Below are 19,561 nucleotides of genomic sequence, written 5' to 3'. Positions count from 1 at the left end.
GAAATTGATAAAATCAGGCTTTTTTGCCCATTTTTTCAAGATGCTCATTATACCAGACGCAAAAGTCAAAAATGGGTCTGACTCGCTCAAAATTCATAACCAATGTTACGCCGAATTCAGCAGCAGCTTGAGCATACTCGGAGTTTCTACCGGCCTCGACATTTTTGCAGAACTCTTCACAAAGCTGCTGTGAGGTCATGCCTGTAATATCTCTACGTAGATCAATCGGGTCAAATGGAAGCTGGAATGGGTCCCATTCATCATATCCGATCTTATCAACAAATCTCCGCCTGCGAGGCGAAAATTTTTCGTACATCATTCGTTTTTGTTCTTCTACTTCTTCACGTGTCATGTTGCTCACTGTCGCCTCCTTGGCCTCGTTGCCGAATTTATTCAGCAGGGGCTACGCCCAGAGAAACTGAGTAGTTACAGTCTGCACAGGCACTTTTATCTTCAGAGCAGGTGTTGCAGGCTTCAGCTTCAGCTGGAGATTCCGCAGGCTCTTCTTCTTTCGCTTTCCCTGTGTTCTCTCCCAAATACTCGGGAGTGTAATCGGTCCCAAGTGCTGAAGAAACAGGTACGATCATTTCAGGAAGGGCGGTGAGCTTGGAATTAATGCTTTCAGTCAGCTCAGTGCTAAGCGCGACAAGCTTGGTCTGAAGTATATCCATGTTTATTGTCGGGTAGGCTGTACCTGAGGTGAAGCCAGACTTTGTACATGAATGACCTTCTCCTCCGATATTCATCGGAACGCCGTAGATACGACAGGTGAGGGGTCTGAAATCATATAGCTCGCAAAGGTCGTCTTCACCAAGGAGAGGACACTTAACTCGAGCGAGTGAAATTTCTTTAATAATATCTTGTGCTGAAGTTCCAGCTTGACTTGCTTTGAAAGCGCGTCGTTTAATCTTTTGCAGCCCTCTGTCGGCAACATCAGAGCGTTGCAGAATAATAGAGCGGGGCATACCTTTGTAAGCTTCGTTGAACTTACGGTTTAGGTAAATAGCTTCCACCAAAGTGAGGTCGAAAAGTGCGTGACAACAGTCACTGCAACCTTTGCCGCAATTGATTCCGTCTTCTGTCTGCTTGGAAACTGTATCAAATGCCTTGTCAACTTCTGCGACAAGAGCTTCATATTTTTCGAAAATATTGGTGAAGTCCAAAGCTAAGCCTCCATATATATATTAATTCAAAGTTGCGCGTATATTCCGCTAAAACTCATATTAATTAAGTCTTAAATCAACGCAGTCAATCTTTTGTGTGAAAATAAATCGGATTAATTTAGTCAGCTTTTATAATGGCGCCACCGGCGTGCTTGCGGCGGGATAGTCCATATGTGCGGAAGAGGAGTAAGGGGGTAAAAAAAAACTTAAGCTCCGTGAGGAAATTCGCGCTGAGCGTATAACTACCGCTTATAATAAAGAGCAGGCGGGAATCCGAGTAAACTCAAATTCCCGCCTTAAAAGCTTATCAGTACAAGGAAAGGTTTAGTTTTCCTCGATAACGATAGCGTCCTGCTCGCAAACTTCGATGCAGGATTCGCAACCAAGACATTCGTCTTCGTTTACTGCTACTGCTTTGTTGTCCTGAAGTTCGTATACTTCAGTAGGACAAACATCTACACATTCGCCGTCGCCATTACATTTGTCTGTATCAATAGTGATAACGTAGCCCATGGTGTTACCCTCCAAAAGATGATTTTTTTAGCCACTGATAGGCTGCACTCAAAATATGCCATGATGGCTGCGCAGTCTTTTAAAATCTGGTTTAGCCGAATTTTTATGGATTCAACTTATACCCCGATACAGGGCTTTTGAAATTTGGATAGCGGCAAGCCTCCTTCGTGTCAAGGAACCTGTGTAAAAAATCTAAAGAAAAATTGGATAATATATTCATTTTTTTTGTGATTAAATTAAATTTTATTGCTTTTTACTTGAATGTAATTACTTTTAAAAAGCGAGGAGACGACCCTGTTTTTGTTGGTTAAGTCGCTCCTTGTAAAATAAATTAAGTAAAATAATCAGGGGATATTATGCTGACTAAAGAGCAACTCGAAAAATACGTGGATGCATTATGGTGGGGCCTTACTACAGCGAGAACCAAGCCGTATAAGAAAGGTGATGTTATTTTGGTTCGCTATGAAGTAGATGCATTGCCGCTGGCAGAAGTTGTCTTTAAAAGATTGATTGACGAAGGTATGAATCCTGTTCCGCGACTCAGTCTTACCCCTTCCATGGAGAAATGTTTTTATGGATCAGGTAATGACGATCAAGTCACTTTCGTAGCTCCAGGGGACGAAGAGTTAATGAAGGGTTTAAATGGACTCATAGTTCTGCTTGCTCCTTCATCGTTGACACATCTCGCAGATGTTGATCCATCCCGCATTGGTAAATCCGCAGTCGCGAAAAAATATCTTCGCGATCTTATGGAAGTCCGTGAGCAGGAAGGTGAGCTTGGTTGGACGCTTTGTTCTTATCCTACAGCAGCAATGGCTGAATCTGCCGGACTAACTCTGGAAGAATTCACAGCGCAGATTGTGAAGGCTTGCTACCTTGATGATGAAAGCCCTGCGGAAAGCTGGAAAGGCGTTTTTGATAAGGCTACTGAAGTTAAAGATTGGCTGAACGGTCTTGGTATAGAGTCTTACCGTATTGTTTCAGAAGGGATGGATCTGACTGTTAAGCATGGTGACATGCGCCAGTGGATAGGTGTTTCCGGACACAATATTCCGAGTTTCGAATTGTTTATCTCTCCAGATTGGCGCGGAACTTCAGGTGTTTTTTATGCGGATCAACCGTCATTCAGGTCTGGGAACTATGTGGAAGGCGTTAAGCTTACTTTCGTAGACGGTGTTGTCACCGAGATCTCAGCGAAAGAGGGTGAAGAGTTCGTTAAAAAGCAGCTTGCTATGGATCCGGGAGCTTCCCGTCTTGGAGAGTTTTCACTTACAGATCGCCGCTTTTCCAGAATCGATAAATTTATGGCTAATACTCTCTATGATGAAAACTACGGTGGTGAGTTTGGAAACAGCCATGTTGCCGTGGGCGCTTCTTACGCAGATACTTATGCAGGAGATCAGACTAAACTTGATGAAAAGTTGAAAGAAGAATTAGGATATAACTCTTCTGCACTTCATTGGGATTTAGTAAATACTCTTGATAAAACAGTATATGCTACGCTTAAAGATGGTAGTGAAGTAATTATTTATGCTGGTGGAGAATTTAAGTATTAACAGCTGTTTAGATTGAATATGTTTGAAAAAGCCTCGTAGGGATAAACCTTATGGGGCTTTTTTTGTGCACGGTAATATTTATTAAATTGGAATGCTTGATGACTGATAATTTTTTAAATATTATTATATGACTTTTAAAGATACTGTGAGTTTAAGTTATTAATAACCTGCAACCGGTTAAGTTGGAGATTTTAATGGTATATCCAAGAACATTTTCGCACATTGGTTTATCAGTTACTGACCTAGAAAAAGCTGTAGAATTTTATACTAAAGTCCTCGGTTGGTACGTGATCATGCCTCCGACTGAGATTACTGCTGATGATTCGGCTATCGGTGTGATGTGTACTGATGTGTTTGGAAAAGGATGGGGTAGTTTTAAAATTGCTCATCTTTCAACTGGTGATAAAATTGGCGTTGAAATTTTTGAATTTCTTAATTCTGAAAAACCTGAAAACAATTTCGAATACTGGAAAAATGGGGTCTTTCATTTCTGTGTTCAGGACCCCGATGTGGAAGGATTGGTTGCCAAGGTAGTGGAGCATGGTGGTAAGCAGAGAATGCCAGTGCGTGAGTATTATCCAGGCGAAAAACCTTATAGAATGGTTTACTGCGAAGATCCATTTGGTAATATCTTTGAAATCTATTCACATAGTTACGAATTGACTTATGCGGCGGGAGCATATCAGGATAAAACGTGAGATTAGCAAAAAAGAAGGCCCACTCTGAGGTGGGCTTTCTACTGTAGAAACTATTGAAGAGAATGATTTACGAGATCTTTTTAGAATTTTACGTACAACCTGATGCCTGACATATAGAATTTGTTTTTTGGTTCAACCACATTTGCGAGCGAACCACCATAAAGAACTGTGTCGGTTTGTGATTCCGCAAACTGCCAGTAACGGAAATACGGTTCAAGTCCAAGGGAGCAATAATCTAAGTCATATTCGAGAAACATGGAAAATCTGGCGCCTCCGCCTTTCATGAATTCCTGTGTGTTCGTAGCGTCTTCGTATCCTGATCCAGCTTGAGATAGTTTGCTTTTTACTTCTCCTCCAAGGAATAAATCTCCCTCTAGAGTTCCGCCTATTGACCAGTTGTCATCCATATTTGCTATTACATTTAGACCGATAGGGACGTAGAACTGCGTGATCTCCCTTTCGTATCCGCCAGTGGTTTTAATATCGTCGTACCAGTATCTTGCCGCAATTCCTGCATAAGGAGTAAGGCCGAAGTCTCCGAAATCGAAACCCTTACCTGCGATTGCTCTTGCGCTTACAAAATAATCGTCGTTGTCACATTTTACAGTGGAACCGTCGCTTCTTTGGCCGTCGTACTCAAGTGATCCTACAACGCCCTCGGCTTCAACTCCGACCATAATATCGTGTTCAGTAAAGTAACCTGTCCATGAGCCAAATCCCCCATTCATGATTCCTTTTTCTTTCATGATATCGGGTTCCTCATAGTGCATGTACATTCCCTGATATCCGAGTTTGAATTGACTGGTCGGGAATAATTCCTTGTCTTCACAGTATGCAGAAGAGGCAACAAGTATCATTAGTAGTGTGAAAATGAAAATTAATTTTTGCATAGACAGGAGTGTAAGAACATATCGATAAGAGAGTCAATTTCTTTATTAATGTCGAGCTCTTGCTCGAAAAAAAGAGAATATTGCGCTAGTCCGAAAAGTGTGGAGTAATAAAACGCCGAAGCTACGGATGGAGTCAGATCTTTGCGGAATACACCCTGTTCGATTCCTTTCGAAAAAATAGATTCAACCATTTTAATGAATTTGAGTTCTTCGTCTTTATACTTAAGCTTGAAAGGCATCAGCTCTTCTGACCATTCTGTTTTATTGAAAATGATTTCAAATGCTGTTCTAAAATTATCATCAGAAGTAACGTGATGGAGCCATATTTTCATGAGGCTTACAAGAAGCTCTTGCGGTGAATCATCATCTTTAATCTTAGAAAAAATGACTTGTTGCACAGGCAGAAATGCATGATCTAAGAGCTTCTCAAAGAGGTCCGTTTTATTTTTAAAGTGCCAATAAACAGCGCCTCTAGTAACATTTGAATCTGTAGCAATATCTTGTAAAGTCGTTTTTGCGTATCCTTTTGTGCTAAAAACCTTGAATGCTGATGCAAGTAGGGCTTGTCTAGTTTTTTCCGCTTCTTCTTTAGTTTTTCTCGCCATGATAATTCCCGTTTGTGAGTCAGTAAGGATTGCATTAGTTTCTTAGTTATTACAGTTTAAAAAGATATTTGTCATCTTACAGATTAGGTTGTTATTATCTATTTAGAAATAAAAAAGCCCGCACAGGTAAATCTGTGCGGGCTTTAGTTGATATTTTCTCGACAATTCTAGAGGCGAATTGGAAGAGCTTTTTCGAGAGCAGCAAGAACCTTGTTGTGTTCTTTATCTACCTCTTTATCCTTGAGAGTCTTCTTACCGTGGCGGTATGTCAGGCGGAAAGACAGGTTACGCTCATCTTCCTGATCTTCTGGGACAAATAGGTTAACCAGTTCGACAGATTCAAGTAGCGGCAACCTAAGGCCTAAAATCGCCTGCTTAATAGTCTCAGCCCGAAGAGATACAGAAGCCATTACGGTTATGTCTCTTCTAGAAGGAGGGAATACAGGCAGTGGAGCAAACTTAATCTTATGGCTCATGACCTTGTCGCGGAGAAGATCTGCATTCAGATCAGCCATCCACACTTCTTTCTTGGCGTGATACTTATCAGCAATTTCTGGCTTGACCATGCCCATGATACCGACTTCATCGTCGCCGCATACAATTTTGATACACGGCTCGAGGTATGAATGGTCTTCGACAAGTGAAACTTCGGAGATATCCAGTTTTAGGTCGCAAAGTAAATTCTCAACAAGACCTTTAACGTCAAGGTAATCTGCATCACCATGTTCGTGTGGCCATTCTGATGAATTTCTTGATCCAGTCAACATCATACCTATTCGTGTCTGCTCAGTGGTGTTTGTGTCAGATGATTCATCTATTTCAAACTGCTTAGCAATTTCGAAGATACGGATATGTGTGTTGCCCTGTGCCAGGTTGTGGCGGACAGTGTTTAGCATTCCCGGAGCAATAGCAGTACGCATAACGTTCTGATCTTCACTGAGAGGATTCGCTATTTTGACTCTTCCTTCTTGCGGTAGTCCGAGAAGGTCAAGGTCGTCATCGCCTACGAAGCTGTAATTGATTGCTTCATGAAGGCCAGTGCCTGAGCCCCAATTTTTGAGTCTGCGATAAAAACCATATGGTGTATCGGAAAGTATTTTGGAATCAAAAGTTTTATCAGTACGGGGAAGTATTGATGGAATTTTATCCATGCCGAAATAGCGTGCAACTTCTTCGTAAAGATCGGCTTCGCGTTCGAGGTCGAGTCTGAATGAAGGTGTTGTAACTTTCCAGTTGTCAGCGTCAGCATCGTTTACTTCAAGCCCCATGAGGGTGAAAGCATTTTTACTGAACTCTGGCTCAAGGTTAAGACCAAGCCATGAGTTACAGCGAGCGTGACGATATTCGTGTGTGCGAGTCTGCCAAGGAGTTGGTTCGCTTTTAGCGACTCCTGAAATTACCTTTGCGCCGGAAAGTTCGCTCATAAGCTGAGCAGCCCGGTTCATAGCAAAAGTGTTCATATTCTGATCGACACCACGTTCAAATCTATATGAAGCCTCAGATGGAAGAGACAATCTGCGAGCTGTTTTACGAATAGTACCTGGTCTGAAAACGGCGCTTTCAAGGACAACATTTTTAGACTCTTTGTTGATCTCAGAATTCATGCCGCCCATAACACCAGCTAGAGCAACAGGGCGCTCTGCATCCCAGATAAGGAGGTCAGAATCTTTAAGGATACGTTCCTGATCATCTAGTGTGGAGAATTTGAGACCTTCTGATGCATGTCCGACTCTAATGGAGTCTCCTTTCAGGAGATCGCGGTCAAATGCATGTAGGGGCTGGCCCAGCTCGAAAAGAATGTAGTTAGTGACATCAACGATATTGCTGATTGGGCGAATTCCGACAGAAAGGAGACGGTGACGCATCCAGTTAGGAGCCGGTTTAACCGTCGCTCCTTCGAGAATTCTAGCCTGATAAAGCGGGCAGAATTCAGGATCGTCGATATTGATCTTAAGCATGTCTGCTGCATTGCCGCCAGATTCAACCAAGTTGAGAGCGGGCATTGTCAGTGGCAAGTTAAAAGCAAGTGCGGCTTCACGCGCGATTCCGAGCATGGAAAGGCAGTCCGCTCTATTAGGAGTTACCCCGAGGTCGAGAATTGTTGTCTCAAGGTTCATAGCCTCGACGAAATTCTGACCGGGTTTGAGGTTTTCAGGTAGAATCATGATGCCATCATGTTCGTCTGAAAGTTCAAGCTCACTTTCTGAACAGATCATACCGAAAGATTTGATTCCGCGAAGTTTAGCCTTTTTAATTTTAAGGCCACCGGGCATAGTTGTTCCGACTTTTGCAACTGGAACGTTAATTCCCTGCGCAACATTCGGTGCTCCGCAAACAATCTCGAGCAATTCGCTGTCGCCAACGTCTACTTTACATACTGAGAGTTTTTCTGCTTCAGGGTGGCGTTCACATTCTACAACGTGACCGACAACAATTGGAGCTACAGCTTCAAAAGGATTGTAAATTTCTTCTAGCTCAAGACCGAGCATAGTCAGCCTGTCGCCAAGCTCCTGAGTTTCGCCTTCGTAAGGTACGAAATCTCGCAGCCATTGCATGCTTAAAAGCATTGGGGGCCTCCGGCGGTCTAATTAGTCTCCGTAAGGAGTTCAGACCTGAAAATTTTATGAATATGTTGGTGTCAGGACAACAGTTTATATAAAAATAAATAACAGGACGAGACTTTAGTCCCGTCCTGTGAACCTTCTATAGAAGGTTAAGAAAACTGCTGTAGAAATCGGATATCGTTTTCAAAAAACATACGCAGATCGCCAATGCCGTATTTCAGCATGGCAACGCGCTCGATACCTACACCGAATGCAAATCCGGAATAAATTTCAGTATCGTAATTAACCGCTTTCATTACATTAGGGTCCAACATTCCGCAGCCGAGGATTTCGACCCAACCGGTCTGTTTGCATACTCGGCACGCTTTGCCATCAATCGATCCTGTACCACCGCACATAACGCAGGAGATATCGACTTCCGCGCCTGGTTCAGTGAAAGGAAAGAAGCTTGGACGGAAGCGAACTTCTGTTTCAGCTCCGAAAAGCTGATGAATGAATGCTGTGATTGTGCCTCGTAGATTTGCCATACTGATATCTTTACCAACCAGAAATCCTTCGATCTGGTGAAACATCGGTGTATGGGTAATATCTGAATCCCGGCGATACACTTTGCCCGGAGCGATTGCGGCCAGTGGTGGAGTTCTTTCCATCATGGTGCGAATCTGCAATGGGGAAGTGTGAGTGCGTAACAGAATTGAATCTGAAATATATAGAGTGTCCTGCATGTCGCGTGCAGGGTGCTCGGGCGGGATGTTCAAGGCTTCGAAATTATACCAGTCGTTTTCGACTTCCGGTCCTGTCGCAACCTCGAAACCGAGACCTATCAGAACATCACAAATTTCATCCATCACTAAAGTGACTGGGTGAAGTGATCCCTGATTAGGAGTGCGACCAGGCATAGTCGGGTCAAAACGGGACAGGCTCTCAGTGATGGCAGCTCTTTCAAGCTGGGACTGCCTTCCCTCGATCAGATCTGTGAGAGCTGTCTTGACTTCGTTGGCTTTTTTTCCTGCGACAGGTTTGTCTTCTTTAGAAAGAGCAGGGAGGCCGGACATGATCTTCGCCAGGCGGCCTTTACGACCAAGAAAGTCGACCCTTAATTCTTCCATGTCAGACAAAGAAGAAGCCTGGTCCAGACGAGCATTACACTCCGGGACCAGGCCTTCCAGTTCCTGTAGCAGGGACTTTGCGTCCGACATTTAGCTTACCTGAGCTTTAGCTTTCTCAGCGATCTTAGCGAAAGCAACTGTGTCAGTTACTGCTAGATCAGCCAATACTTTACGGTTAAGCTCGATACCGGCCAAAGAAAGACCGTTAATTAGACGGCTGTAAGACAGACCGTTTAGGCGAGCAGCTGCGTTGATGCGCTGAATCCAGAGCTTACGCATTTCGCGTTTACGAACTTTACGTCCGACATAAGCCATGCAAAGTGAACGTTCTACACGTTCTCTTGCGGTGCGGTAAAGGGTACTACCGGAACCGCGAAAGCCTTTGGCCATCTTCAAAAACTTTTTGTGACGCTTCTTCGCGGCAATACCACGTTTAACTCTCATTTCAAATCCTCCGAAGTGAAAAAAACCACCCGCCAGCAATTAATGCTGCGGGCAGTATTCATATTAAATTAAATAAAGAGACTATGCGTAGGGAAGCATACGTTTGACCTGACCAATATTGGCACTGTCAACTGTAGTACTTTTACCCAATCTGCTTTTGCGCTTGGCACTTTTCTTTGTCAGGATATGACGAAGACCTTGTCTACGGCGCTTGAATTTTCCGCTACCAGTTTTAGTGAAACGCTTTGCAGCGCCTCTTCTAGTTTTCATTTTTGGCATTTTCTATCCTCCTTGGGATATAACCGACTCGTAGCCGGACAAAACCTTATTTTTTAATTGGAGCTAACATCATGTTCATGGTGCGTCCTTCCGATCTTGGCGCCTGATCCATCTTGGCGATATCCAAAGTATCTTCTTTGACTCTTTCCAGAACTATTAAGCCTCTGTCCTTATGGACGATTTCTCGTCCTCGGAAAAATATAGTAACCTTACATCTGTCGCCACCATCAAGGAAGCGGCGGATGTGTTTGAGCTTTGTTTGGTAATCGTGCTCATCGGTTTTTGGTCGAAATTTTACTTCTTTAATCTGGATGACAGTTTGCTTCTTTTTGGCTTCCTGCTTGCGCTTCTGCTGTTGATACTTGAACTTACCATAGTCCATTATCTTACATACAGGTGGATCTTCCTTTTCAGCAACTTCTACCAGATCAAGACCTCTACTCTGAGCTAATTCAAGGGCATCGGCTGTGGAGATAACTCCAAGCTGTTCACCTTGATCATCAATAACTCTAACCTGAGGAACTCGAATACGTTCGTTTCGTCGGGCGCCGTCATCCCTGCGATAGGGGCGCCTGCCGTCTCTATGAAAAGCTATAGCTCATGCCTCCGCGTTTGAATGGTTCGTTGATCGCGATCGAAATAAGCTCTGCCGCTTCGTCAAGAGACTTGAGTCCCGGGTCTTCCCCGTCGCGGGCCCTTACATTGACCGATTCCGCTGCGACTTCATTGTCGCCGATTATCAACATGTACGGGATCTTTTCTAATTGAGCTTCCCGTACCTTGTAGCCCAATTTCTCATTGCGTATATCAATCTCAGCACGAATGCCCTTTTCTTGCAAAAATCGCAAGACTTTTTCGGCAAATTCGTTCTGAGAGTCCGTGACAGTAAGTATTTTTGCCTGAACAGGAGCTATCCAGGCGGGCAAAGCGCCACCTGTGTGTTCGAGCAAGACTCCAATGAATCTTTCTATGGATCCGAGGATGACTCTGTGCAACATTACTGGTCTGTGTTTTGCACCGTCATCGCCCACATATACCAAGTCGAACCTGTCTGGCAAGGTAAAATCACACTGAATAGTAGCACACTGCCAGCTACGGTCAAGAGCGTCTTTGATAATTATGTCGATTTTGGGGCCGTAAAAAGCACCATCACCTTCATTAATTGAGTACTCCATGCCCATTGTGTCGAGTGCATCGGTCAGTGCAAAAGTTGCCTTATCCCAGTCTTCATCGGATCCGATAGCTTTTTCAGGCTTGGTGCTGATTTGAGCTTCGTAGTTAAATCCGAAAAGGCTCATGATATCACCGACGAATTTTGCAACGCCGATAATTTCATCTCTGAGTTGATCCTGACGGCAAAGAATATGTGCATCATCCTGTGTGAATGAGCGAACTCTCAGTAATCCGTGCAGAACACCAGATTTTTCGTGGCGGTGAACAACACCCAGCTCAAAGTAGCGCTGAGGAAGGTCGCGGTAGCTGCGAATTCTGGATTTGAAAACAAGCATGTGTGACAAGCAGTTCATGGGCTTAATGCCGTAAGACTGGTCGTCAATTTCTGTGAAATACATATTTTCGCGGTAGTTGTCGTAATGTCCTGAGCGTTCCCACAATTCTTTTTTAAGAATAAGTGGTCCCTGAACAAAACTGTATCCGCGTTTCAAATGCTCTTTGCGCTCGAAGTCTTCAAGGATAGCTCTGATGAGTGCTCCCTTTGGATGCCAGATAATCATGCCTGCGCCAACGTCGTTGTGCACTGAAAATAAATCCAGTTGAGTTCCGAGTTTGCGGTGGTCACGTTTTTTGGCTTCTTCAAGCTGGAAAAGATGTTTTTTCAGAGCTTTAGGGTCTGCAAAGGCAGTTCCGTATATGCGCTGAAGCTGTGCGCGCTTTTCATCGCCGCGCCAGTACGCTCCAGCTACGGAGAGTAATTTGAATGCTTTAAGCATTCCTGTACGTGCAACGTGAGGTCCACGACAAAGGTCGCAGAATTCACCGTTAGAATAGATGGAGACGTTGTCAGCGCCAAGATCATCGATAAGCTCGACCTTGTAGTCTTCGCCCATTTTGTCGAATTTTTCTCTTGCCACTGCGCTGGTCATCTCTTCGCGAGTAAATTCTTCGTTAGCTCCCACGCGCTTAACCATTTCGGCTTCGATTGCTTCGAGGTCTTCAGGAGTGAAGGGACGCTCGTATTCGAAGTCGTAGTAGAAACCATTAGAAATTGAAGGCCCAATGGTTACTTTTGCTGTGGGGAAAAGTTTTTTAACAGCTTCTGCCATAAGGTGAGCTGTAGAATGGCGAATTACTTCTAACCCTTCGTCTGTAGTCGCCATTACTGGCTCTAGAGTTGTGCAGCCAGACGGGATTGCGGTTGAGAGGTCAATGAAATCTTCGCCGCATTTAGCAACGACAAGACTCTTGAACTGTTTTTTTGATAAGGCTTCTTTGAGTACATCGCCAACTATGGCGTCCTGCTCTACCTCAATCTCATTTCCTGCAACTAGCATAAAAATTATCTCTCTACGGAAGACGTTTATATTAGCCCCTTTATTAAAACAGGGCAAAATCTCAAATCATTAAACTTGAACCCAAAAAAATGTCTCGCTGATGCAACACACTGTGTTATTTAGACTCAAAGTTTGGAATATCCACAAAAAGATCAGCTTTGAGCTGAAAAATGCCAATATTTGTATGACATGGAAGGCGGTATTTTTATCGAATAATATCCGATAAGTCAAGCCATATGGCCCGCTGGATGAGCTTTCATTTCACTTGAAGTGCGAACGCGGCTTTATTTTCCGTTTCGTTCAGTCCCACTAATTCAGAACCTGTCTGTTTTGACTCACAGGTCATTATTTTAAGGGTATTGCCCTCAAAAACTTCAGAAAGGAATGCTATGCGAATAGAGTTGATGTTTTGGGTATCCAATCCTTGTGTTCGCAGTGAGTCTATTCCCCAGCGGAGATATTCAGTGTTGTTAACGTGTCCGCTGACATCAAGTGAGCTGTATGGAACTTTGATCGACTCTAACTCTTTAACCGGAGTTCCGGGGCGGATTCTTTTTAAATTATCTTTAAATACTGAATCTCTTTTAGGTAACAGATCCATGTCTAACTTTTCGATATTGATCGGTTTTCCTGTTTCTGAGTCGAGAACCATCCACTCAGAACTGGCGCATACTATTTCTTTCCCATTTTCATCACGGCCGGAAAAGTCACGAAAACATCTAAGTCTTTTAGCTCCTTTCGACCAGGTCGTAAGAGCAAAAGTTTTTTCGCGCTGCGGTAGCTCTGCTATTTCGATACGCATGGAAGTTAGCACCCAGAAGCAGTTTTTTCTTCTTAGATGTTCAACTCCGAATCCCTCGCGGTTGGCGTGCATGGTGGCCACTTCTTGCAAATGGCACATGAGCCAGTGGTAATGCATTCTATTATCCGGCCCGGTTTCATAGCCCGGTACGGTAGAACTTCTAACTAAGGTGTCATTCATATTAGTGCTATCCTACCACTTCTTCCCTAGGTCTAATGGGGAGGGCAAGCGCATCATGATCTGTTTTGTGTCTTCTCCTGCTGAGAAACGCTCATATACGCCGAGTGCCCACATGGGGAAATATTGGCTGTAGCCGTGATAGCGGAGGTAGAATACTTTTGGAAAACCTGTTCCTGTGAAATATTTTTCATCCCAGCTTCCATCTTCTTTCTGGGTATCAAGGAGGTAGCGGACGCCCTTGCTTACGACTTTGCTATTGACCCTTCCTGCTGCCATCATTCCGAGCAGAGCCCATGATGTCTGCGATGGAGTTGATTCGCCTTTACCCGCATAATATTTATCATTGTAGCTGAGGCATGATTCGCCCCATCCACCGTCTTTATTCTGATGTGTTTCAAACCATTCTACAGCCTTGCATACATATGAAGAGTTCATGTCTTCACCAGCCTGACGCAGCCCGCACAAAACTGACCATGTTCCATATATATAGTTGACGCCCCAGCGCCCGAACCATGAACCATCATCTTCCTGTTCTTCCTTAAGGAAGGCAATACCTTCTTTGATCGGACGGAAGCTCTTATTATATCCTATGACTCCGAGAAGCTCGACCACGCGCGCGGTCAGATCCGATGTAGGAGGATCAAGCAGTGCTCCGTGATCGGCAAATGGAATATCATTTAGGTAGAGGGCGTTGTTATCAATATCGAAGGCGGCGTATCCGCCACCGGTGCATTGCATGCCGATGAGCCAGTTAACGCCCTTGATAAAGTTTTCGCGATGCTCTTCCATCTCGAGAACACCAGCGCGAGCCATGGCCATTAGCACCATCGCGGTGTCGTCTAAATCGGGGTAGAAGGTGTTTTCAAACTGGAATGCCCAGCCTCCGCCTTCAAGGTTTGGAGCTTTTGATTTCCAGTCCCCTTTGTAGAAAATTTGTTGCTCAAATAACCATTTGATTGAGTTTTGAATTGTCGTGCTATTCTGGTCTTCACCTGCCTCCATCATAGCTGACAGGGCCAAGCATGTGTCCCATATAGGGGAATTGCAGGGTTGGCACATGCACTGGTTCAGATTCTGTGCAGTTCCAGTGTTAGGTGAAATGTCTAGCTCAGGAGCTGCAGAAAGTTCACGCCCGCCAGTTATAACAGTGTGTTCGGTTGGAGATTTTTCCGGTACATTAAACCTATCGACGATAAGGTCATTAACAGCTTTCATACCTCTGGCAAAATCTGGATCAGATTCGTCATATCCGAGAAGTTTTAAAGCATTTACGGCATTTGCCATTGCAGGGAAAATTGCACCAATTCCTCCGCGGCCTGCCATGTGCTCGCGAGTCCATTTTTCGGCATAATTAAGAGCTTTATTATGGATAGATTTTGGAATCAGATGAATTGTTCTTTTTAGTAACCTATCTAGAAGAATGAAGAGGTTTTTGCGGAATGCCTTATCTCTGTATCTATCTATATGGACCAGTTCTTCCTGATTCTTGCAGAAAAGCTCAGGGATTGATTCATCAAGCCGTAAGCTGCAAACCGGCTTCTTAGCGTACATAATCAAAAGCGGAAATATAACAGATCTTGACCAGTATGAAACTTTATCAAGATGAAAGAAAAACCATTTAGGCAGTAGTACAATTTCGACGGGCATAGCTGGCGGGCAGTGCCAAGGAATCTGTCCAAATGTTGCTAGGCAGATGCGTGTAAAAACGTTTGCTGATTCAGCTCCGCCTTTTGCAAGGATTACCTGACGTGCGCGGACCATGTGCTCTGCATCTTTGTCGTCACCGAGCATTTTGAGGGCCATGTACGCTTTGACGGACGCACTGATATTTATTGGGCCGTCGAGATCGTGCAGAGGCCAGCCGCCGTCTTTCATCTGTTTTGCACGAATGTAATTGCCGAGTCGTTCCGCAACATTAGGGTCTAGCTCACGGCCCTGAAATCTGTAAAACATTATATATTCTGATGGAATAGTGACGTCTGCTTCTAAAGCGAAAACCCAATACCCGTCAGGGCTTTGTAGTGATCTGAACCGCTTAATAACGCGCTTTAGAGCTTCTCTAGGCTGTAAAAGGGCAACAACCTGCTTATGCGTTTTATTGTTGATCTTGGCTTTCTTGGAGTTGTTTTTTTCTGGTCTTTTATTTTTGTTCATTTATAAATCCTTTTATTCTCTTCCGGGGGATACCCCGTGAAATTTTCAATTCGGGCCTGTCGGTATTTTTAGACTATGCTGTCTACAGCAGAGTCAATGACCTGCTTTTTGAGTTTATTTACGGGGCCCCATTCAAAGTTCGGGTAAGTGACTAGTAGAGCCGTTAACCCATGAGTCGCTGCGATGATAGAGTTTGATGTGACTAAAATATCTTCATCAGTAGAATCTGGCGTCATGCATTTTTTTACGCATGAGTTGATGCGATCATACATGGTTTTACCTAGCGGGTTGTGCTCAAAGTGTGAGTCACGAGCTTTCCATAAGTCCGTTTCCATCATAAATCCGACACGGTAAGCATTGGGGTTTTCAAGACCCATGGTGACGAATGTATGCAAAATATTTTTAAGCGCATCTTTGGGAGACTTCGATACGGCCAGTATCTCGTTGATTGCGTGTAGAAAATCTCTATATGTCTCTTCTGTCAGGCAAAGGAATAATTCTTTCTTGTCCTTAAAGTGATGATATATAGTAGTAGGCGAATAGCCAATGGTGGTGGCAAGCTTGCGCATGGAAACCTGCGCATAGCCGTGCTCAGCGAAAAGTTTTCGCGCAGCATCAAGTATCAGCATTTTTAGTGGAAGCTGAGAACTGTCTATGATAGTAGTTTGTGTACTCATTAGTTATCTCCATCGCTTAACAGTGTTAAGCTGAGGATGGTTTTGCATGAAAGGGTATGGCTGTCAACAAAATGTAGCATGTGTGGTTAAGTTTTTTGGGCAGATAACTTCGAGTCAGTAATAGAATCTTGTGGCAGTAATGAATTTGGCTGGATGTTTTTATTATTGTAACAGAAAAATCTTGCAATAGAAAACCGACTTGTATATAAGTCTCGCCTCGGGCGGATAATTATTTATTCAGCCTGTTTTTATATAGAGTGGCCCCGTAGCTCAGTCGGATAGAGCGCAAGATTCCTAATCTTGGTGCCGTAGGTTCGATTCCTACCGGGGTCACCATATAAATCAAAGGTTTACAGAGTTTATTTCTGTAAGCCTTTTTTTTGTGTCCAACTGTATGTCCAACCTTTGGGGTGTATATACAGACTATAGATTCATCTCGGAAAGTCGAGTATCATATGAGTAAGTAAGACATGGGCATCGTGGTAATTAAATATGTCAGCGATTGAACAGGTGTAATACATAATGACTGAAATAATTACAAAAAAATCTATCGGCGTTGTTCTCTTTCCTGGGTTTGAGTTGCTGGATGTATTCGGACCGCTTGAGATGTTTGGCACAGCTAGCGAATATTTCAATATTTGCATGGTTGCGGAAAACAGTTCGCTTGTGGAAAGTAAACAGGGGCCGAAATCGCTAGCCGAGTATTCGTTCGAAGAACCAATTACCTACGATATTCTGTTGGTTCCCGGTGGTGAAGGGACACGTCGGGAAGTTCGAAATGAGTCAATGTTGGCTTGGTTGAGGAAACAGGCAGCTCATGCCGAATACGTGACTTCCGTATGCACGGGAAGCGCACTATTAGCGAAGGCTGGTGTTCTGGATGGGATCTGCGCGACGACCAATAAAATAGCTTTTGACTGGGCTACTTCACAAGGCCCAGAAGTAATATGGAAGAAGCAGGCGCGTTGGGTGGAGGATGGCAAGTTCTTTACTTCTTCAGGTGTTTCGGCGGGAATAGACATGTCACTAGCGATAATCCAGAAGATGCTAGGACAGGAAACAGCGGAGCAAATAGCTATATGGGCTGAGTACGATTGGCACCGAAATGCAAGCTGGGATCCATTCGCAAAATTGTGTGGCTTAGTGTGAACGCAAGGCATAACAAAGCCATAAAAGCCCGCGTACACTTTTTCCAGAACTCACCAACGGCAATGGCTGTATTTCTAGGAAGAGACCTTATATAGAAGATGCTTGTTGATTAAATACCAAACGGAGTCCTCATGGATTTTAATAATAGCTACGCGCGTTTGCCCGAAAAATTCTACCAGCGGATCAATCCCGTGGCAGTAGAAAATCCGGAGTTAATTCGCGTAAATCATTCCTTGGCTACAGAGCTTGCATTGGATTTGCCAGAGGACGACAATGCGCTGGCTGCGCTTTTTTCTGGCAATGCCGTCATAGAAGGGATGGATCCTGTGGCAATGGCATATGCCGGACATCAGTTCGGAGGATTTGTTCCGCAGCTTGGTGACGGCAGGGCAGTCCTGCTGGGCGAAGTGATCAGCAATATCGGCAAGCGTTTCGACATTCAATTGAAGGGGTCAGGTCAGACTAGATTCTCACGTAATGGGGATGGTCGATCTGCTTTAGGACCGGTTATCCGGGAGTATATTGTAAGCGAAGCTATGCACGCTTTGGGCGTTCCTACGTCTCGCGCTTTGGCCATGGTGACAACGGGAGAACGAGTCTTCCGGGAGGGTCCGGTTCCGGGCGGCATATTCACGCGCGTGGCATCCGGCCTAGTCCGTGTTGGTACTTTTGAATATTTCGCAGCCAGAAATGACGTCGAAGCGGTCAGGCATTTGGCCGATTACGTCATCGATCGTCACTATCCTGAAGCAAAAAGCGCGGCTAATCCATATATCGATTTATTCCGCCGGGTTTGTGAAGCCACAGCCCAGCTTATTGCCAGCTGGATGGAAGTGGGATTCATCCACGGCGTCATGAATACGGACAATACGTCCATCTGCGGCGAAACCATTGATTATGGACCCTGTGCTTTCATGGACACCTATGTCCCGGACAAGGTTTTCAGTTCCATTGATCATGCCGGACGGTATGCCTATAACAATCAGCCCACCATAGGCCAATGGAACATGGCCGCCCTCGGCGGTTGCCTGCTTGGATTGTTCGATGACGATGTTGAGAAGGCTCGCGCTATTGGGGAAGAGGAACTCAAAATCTTTATACCCGCGTTCAAGAAACACTATATGGACAGGATGTGCCGCAAGATCGGGCTGAATAGCGCAGACGAGCGCGGCTTTCAACTTGTTCGTAATTTGATGCAGCTCATGCACCAAAACCACGTTGACTTTACCATCGCCTTCCGGGAACTTTCGGAGGATATGAATCGTTTTACAGCGCTTTTCGCTGAGATAGCCACCATTGAACCATGGGTGGCTGAATGGTCTGAGCGCATCGCCCGACAAGGAGAGAGTAGTGCGGTGGTTCAGGAGAGAATGTGCGCGACCAATCCGGTTTATATTCCTAGAAATCACCAAATTGAAAGGGCAATTCGGGCTGCTGAAGATCAGAATGATTTTTCCCTGACACATCAACTCATAAATATACTGAAGACCCCATATACAGTGCAGTCAAGCAGTGAAATATATATTGCACCTCCTAAACCGGAAGAAGTAGTGAGGCAGACCTTTTGTGGAACATGATCCGGTTTTTTTGTGCAGATGGAGTGGGCTGAACTTGGTATGGGAGCAGTTTTTAAGGGTATTTATCTTCTTCAAATTTAACTGAGTTAGGCGTCGTTAAACTTGGGTTTTAGTTTGACATCAAATACACCCAATGCAATATTTTAATATCTTTTTTGAATCCTTACGCAACGGGAAGGCTAATGTTTTTCTTCGATAAAAATACCTGCAAAGAACCTCTGGAAGATGTTTTAGTCAAACGACTTTGGTTTATTATACGTCTTTCTGTTAGGTTTCTGGCTATTTTGATGACTCTAGTCATTATTTGGGGGACTCTGGATGTCGTATGGGTTCTTTATCAACGAATGATGACTCCGCCTGTTTTTCTTCTCAGTATCAATGATATTTTGTCTACCTTCGGCGCGTTTATGGCTGTCCTTATCGCAATAGAAATATTTGCTAATATAGTTATTTATTTAGAATATCGTATGATTCATCTTAAGCTTGTCGTCGCAACTGCTTTAATGGCTGCAGCTCGAAAAGTTATTGTTTTAGATTTCAAAGTTCACGATCCCGGGGTGATTATTGCTTTAGCGGCTATCATAATTTCTCTTGGAGCTTGTTACTGGTTGATAGGGCGACATGAACAACGTGATGAAAGTTCACTCGATCCTTGTAATGTCGATTTTAATGAAACCGATGATATTTAGTG

General features: G+C 44.1%; 19 protein-coding genes and 1 tRNA gene. 6 read left to right on the top strand and 14 right to left on the bottom strand.

Going from position 1 to position 19,561, the window contains the following annotated elements; all coding sequences use genetic code 11:
* Window positions 1-13: 13 nt before the first annotated feature.
* The 3 genes from BR06_RS0101745 to BR06_RS0101735 form a co-directional block, all read right to left on the bottom strand.
* Window positions 14-352: a hypothetical protein gene (locus BR06_RS0101745; RefSeq protein ID WP_034602772.1), complete on the bottom strand. Its 339-nt coding sequence runs from the start codon at window positions 350-352 to the stop codon at window positions 14-16.
* 37 nt (window positions 353-389) lie between these two features.
* A complete protein-coding gene (locus BR06_RS0101740) occupies window positions 390-1,163 on the bottom strand; it encodes a YkgJ family cysteine cluster protein (protein ID WP_031479509.1) in 774 nt (257 codons plus the stop codon).
* A gap of 324 nt (window positions 1,164-1,487) precedes the next feature.
* Window positions 1,488-1,676, bottom strand: coding sequence for a ferredoxin (locus tag BR06_RS0101735; protein ID WP_031479507.1), 189 nt, complete (start codon window positions 1,674-1,676; stop codon window positions 1,488-1,490).
* Between the two features lie 356 nt (window positions 1,677-2,032).
* Here BR06_RS0101735 and BR06_RS0101730 point away from each other — a divergent pair, with 356 nt between their 5' ends.
* Complete coding sequence (locus BR06_RS0101730; protein WP_031479505.1) at window positions 2,033-3,232, top strand: aminopeptidase; 1,200 nt, start codon at window positions 2,033-2,035, stop codon at window positions 3,230-3,232.
* Window positions 3,233-3,426: 194 nt separating this feature from the next.
* Window positions 3,427-3,930: a lactoylglutathione lyase family protein gene (locus tag BR06_RS0101725; protein ID WP_031479503.1), complete on the top strand. Its 504-nt coding sequence runs from the start codon at window positions 3,427-3,429 to the stop codon at window positions 3,928-3,930.
* Window positions 3,931-4,010: 80 nt separating this feature from the next.
* Here BR06_RS0101725 and BR06_RS0101720 read toward each other — a convergent pair whose 3' ends face one another.
* The 11 genes from BR06_RS0101720 to BR06_RS0101670 form a co-directional block, all read right to left on the bottom strand.
* Complete coding sequence (locus tag BR06_RS0101720; protein WP_156952632.1) at window positions 4,011-4,676, bottom strand: hypothetical protein; 666 nt, start codon at window positions 4,674-4,676, stop codon at window positions 4,011-4,013.
* 131 nt (window positions 4,677-4,807) lie between these two features.
* Window positions 4,808-5,425 (bottom strand): TetR family transcriptional regulator, encoded by a 618-nt coding sequence (locus BR06_RS0101715; protein ID WP_031479499.1) that lies wholly within the window; start codon window positions 5,423-5,425, stop codon window positions 4,808-4,810.
* Between the two features lie 167 nt (window positions 5,426-5,592).
* Window positions 5,593-7,992, bottom strand: coding sequence for a phenylalanine--tRNA ligase subunit beta (gene pheT, locus BR06_RS0101710; RefSeq protein WP_031479497.1), 2,400 nt, complete (start codon window positions 7,990-7,992; stop codon window positions 5,593-5,595).
* A 146-nt stretch (window positions 7,993-8,138) separates the two neighbouring features.
* Window positions 8,139-9,188, bottom strand: coding sequence for a phenylalanine--tRNA ligase subunit alpha (gene pheS, locus BR06_RS0101705; protein WP_031479495.1), 1,050 nt, complete (start codon window positions 9,186-9,188; stop codon window positions 8,139-8,141).
* Window positions 9,189-9,542, bottom strand: a complete 354-nt coding sequence (rplT, locus tag BR06_RS0101700; protein ID WP_031479492.1) for a 50S ribosomal protein L20 — start codon at window positions 9,540-9,542, stop codon at window positions 9,189-9,191.
* A gap of 81 nt (window positions 9,543-9,623) precedes the next feature.
* Window positions 9,624-9,821 (bottom strand): 50S ribosomal protein L35, encoded by a 198-nt coding sequence (rpmI, locus tag BR06_RS0101695; RefSeq protein WP_031479490.1) that lies wholly within the window; start codon window positions 9,819-9,821, stop codon window positions 9,624-9,626.
* 46 nt (window positions 9,822-9,867) lie between these two features.
* Window positions 9,868-10,416, bottom strand: a complete 549-nt coding sequence (infC, locus tag BR06_RS0101690; RefSeq protein WP_031479488.1) for a translation initiation factor IF-3 — start codon at window positions 10,414-10,416, stop codon at window positions 9,868-9,870.
* Window positions 10,403-12,331: a threonine--tRNA ligase gene (gene thrS, locus BR06_RS0101685; protein WP_034602718.1), complete on the bottom strand. Its 1,929-nt coding sequence runs from the start codon at window positions 12,329-12,331 to the stop codon at window positions 10,403-10,405. The genes infC and thrS overlap by 14 nt, the downstream gene beginning before the upstream one ends.
* A 256-nt stretch (window positions 12,332-12,587) precedes the next feature.
* Window positions 12,588-13,313: an acyl-[acyl-carrier-protein] thioesterase gene (locus BR06_RS0101680; RefSeq protein ID WP_031479486.1), complete on the bottom strand. Its 726-nt coding sequence runs from the start codon at window positions 13,311-13,313 to the stop codon at window positions 12,588-12,590.
* A 12-nt stretch (window positions 13,314-13,325) separates the two neighbouring features.
* A complete protein-coding gene (shc, locus tag BR06_RS0101675; protein WP_031479484.1) occupies window positions 13,326-15,467 on the bottom strand; it encodes a squalene--hopene cyclase in 2,142 nt (713 codons plus the stop codon).
* Between the two features lie 68 nt (window positions 15,468-15,535).
* Window positions 15,536-16,144, bottom strand: coding sequence for a TetR/AcrR family transcriptional regulator (locus BR06_RS0101670; RefSeq protein WP_031479482.1), 609 nt, complete (start codon window positions 16,142-16,144; stop codon window positions 15,536-15,538).
* Window positions 16,145-16,403: 259 nt separating this feature from the next.
* On the opposite strand from BR06_RS0101670, the gene BR06_RS0101665 reads away from it, so the two are divergent.
* The 4 genes from BR06_RS0101665 to BR06_RS0101650 all read left to right on the top strand — a co-directional run bounded on the left by BR06_RS0101665 (window position 16,404) and on the right by BR06_RS0101650 (window position 19,559).
* Window positions 16,404-16,480 (top strand) — tRNA-Arg (locus tag BR06_RS0101665).
* 186 nt (window positions 16,481-16,666) lie between these two features.
* Window positions 16,667-17,293, top strand: coding sequence for a DJ-1/PfpI family protein (locus BR06_RS0101660; RefSeq protein ID WP_031479480.1), 627 nt, complete (start codon window positions 16,667-16,669; stop codon window positions 17,291-17,293).
* 131 nt (window positions 17,294-17,424) lie between these two features.
* Complete coding sequence (locus tag BR06_RS0101655) at window positions 17,425-18,870, top strand: protein adenylyltransferase SelO (RefSeq protein ID WP_031479479.1); 1,446 nt, start codon at window positions 17,425-17,427, stop codon at window positions 18,868-18,870.
* A 182-nt stretch (window positions 18,871-19,052) separates the two neighbouring features.
* Window positions 19,053-19,559: a phosphate-starvation-inducible PsiE family protein gene (locus BR06_RS0101650; protein WP_051676863.1), complete on the top strand. Its 507-nt coding sequence runs from the start codon at window positions 19,053-19,055 to the stop codon at window positions 19,557-19,559.
* The last annotated feature ends 2 nt before the right edge of the window (window positions 19,560-19,561 follow it).

The sequence above is a fragment of the Maridesulfovibrio frigidus DSM 17176 genome, assembly GCF_000711735.1.
Lineage (GTDB): Bacteria > Desulfobacterota > Desulfovibrionia > Desulfovibrionales > Desulfovibrionaceae > Maridesulfovibrio > Maridesulfovibrio frigidus.
This window is presented reverse-complemented; position numbering and strand designations above follow the sequence as displayed.

What these genes read in the sequence shown, in the direction of transcription:
- rpmI (WP_031479490.1), bottom strand. Translation starts at nt 9,821, where the DNA reads ATGCCAAAAATGAAAACTAGAAGAGGCGCTGCAAAGCGTTTCACTAAA.
- BR06_RS0101715 (WP_031479499.1), bottom strand. Translation starts at nt 5,425, where the DNA reads ATGGCGAGAAAAACTAAAGAAGAAGCGGAAAAAACTAGACAAGCCCTA.
- pheT (WP_031479497.1), bottom strand. Translation starts at nt 7,992, where the DNA reads ATGCTTTTAAGCATGCAATGGCTGCGAGATTTCGTACCTTACGAAGGC.
- BR06_RS0101680 (WP_031479486.1), bottom strand. Translation starts at nt 13,313, where the DNA reads ATGAATGACACCTTAGTTAGAAGTTCTACCGTACCGGGCTATGAAACC.
- rplT (WP_031479492.1), bottom strand. Translation starts at nt 9,542, where the DNA reads ATGAGAGTTAAACGTGGTATTGCCGCGAAGAAGCGTCACAAAAAGTTT.
- BR06_RS0101670 (WP_031479482.1), bottom strand. Translation starts at nt 16,144, where the DNA reads ATGAGTACACAAACTACTATCATAGACAGTTCTCAGCTTCCACTAAAA.
- BR06_RS0101745 (WP_034602772.1), bottom strand. Translation starts at nt 352, where the DNA reads ATGACACGTGAAGAAGTAGAAGAACAAAAACGAATGATGTACGAAAAA.
- BR06_RS0101720 (WP_156952632.1), bottom strand. Translation starts at nt 4,676, where the DNA reads ATGAAAGAAAAAGGAATCATGAATGGGGGATTTGGCTCATGGACAGGT.
- shc (WP_031479484.1), bottom strand. Translation starts at nt 15,467, where the DNA reads ATGAACAAAAATAAAAGACCAGAAAAAAACAACTCCAAGAAAGCCAAG.
- thrS (WP_034602718.1), bottom strand. Translation starts at nt 12,331, where the DNA reads ATGCTAGTTGCAGGAAATGAGATTGAGGTAGAGCAGGACGCCATAGTT.
- BR06_RS0101735 (WP_031479507.1), bottom strand. Translation starts at nt 1,676, where the DNA reads ATGGGCTACGTTATCACTATTGATACAGACAAATGTAATGGCGACGGC.
- BR06_RS0101660 (WP_031479480.1), top strand. Translation starts at nt 16,667, where the DNA reads ATGACTGAAATAATTACAAAAAAATCTATCGGCGTTGTTCTCTTTCCT.
- BR06_RS0101725 (WP_031479503.1), top strand. Translation starts at nt 3,427, where the DNA reads ATGGTATATCCAAGAACATTTTCGCACATTGGTTTATCAGTTACTGAC.
- pheS (WP_031479495.1), bottom strand. Translation starts at nt 9,188, where the DNA reads ATGTCGGACGCAAAGTCCCTGCTACAGGAACTGGAAGGCCTGGTCCCG.
- BR06_RS0101730 (WP_031479505.1), top strand. Translation starts at nt 2,033, where the DNA reads ATGCTGACTAAAGAGCAACTCGAAAAATACGTGGATGCATTATGGTGG.
- BR06_RS0101655 (WP_031479479.1), top strand. Translation starts at nt 17,425, where the DNA reads ATGGATTTTAATAATAGCTACGCGCGTTTGCCCGAAAAATTCTACCAG.
- BR06_RS0101650 (WP_051676863.1), top strand. Translation starts at nt 19,053, where the DNA reads ATGTTTTTCTTCGATAAAAATACCTGCAAAGAACCTCTGGAAGATGTT.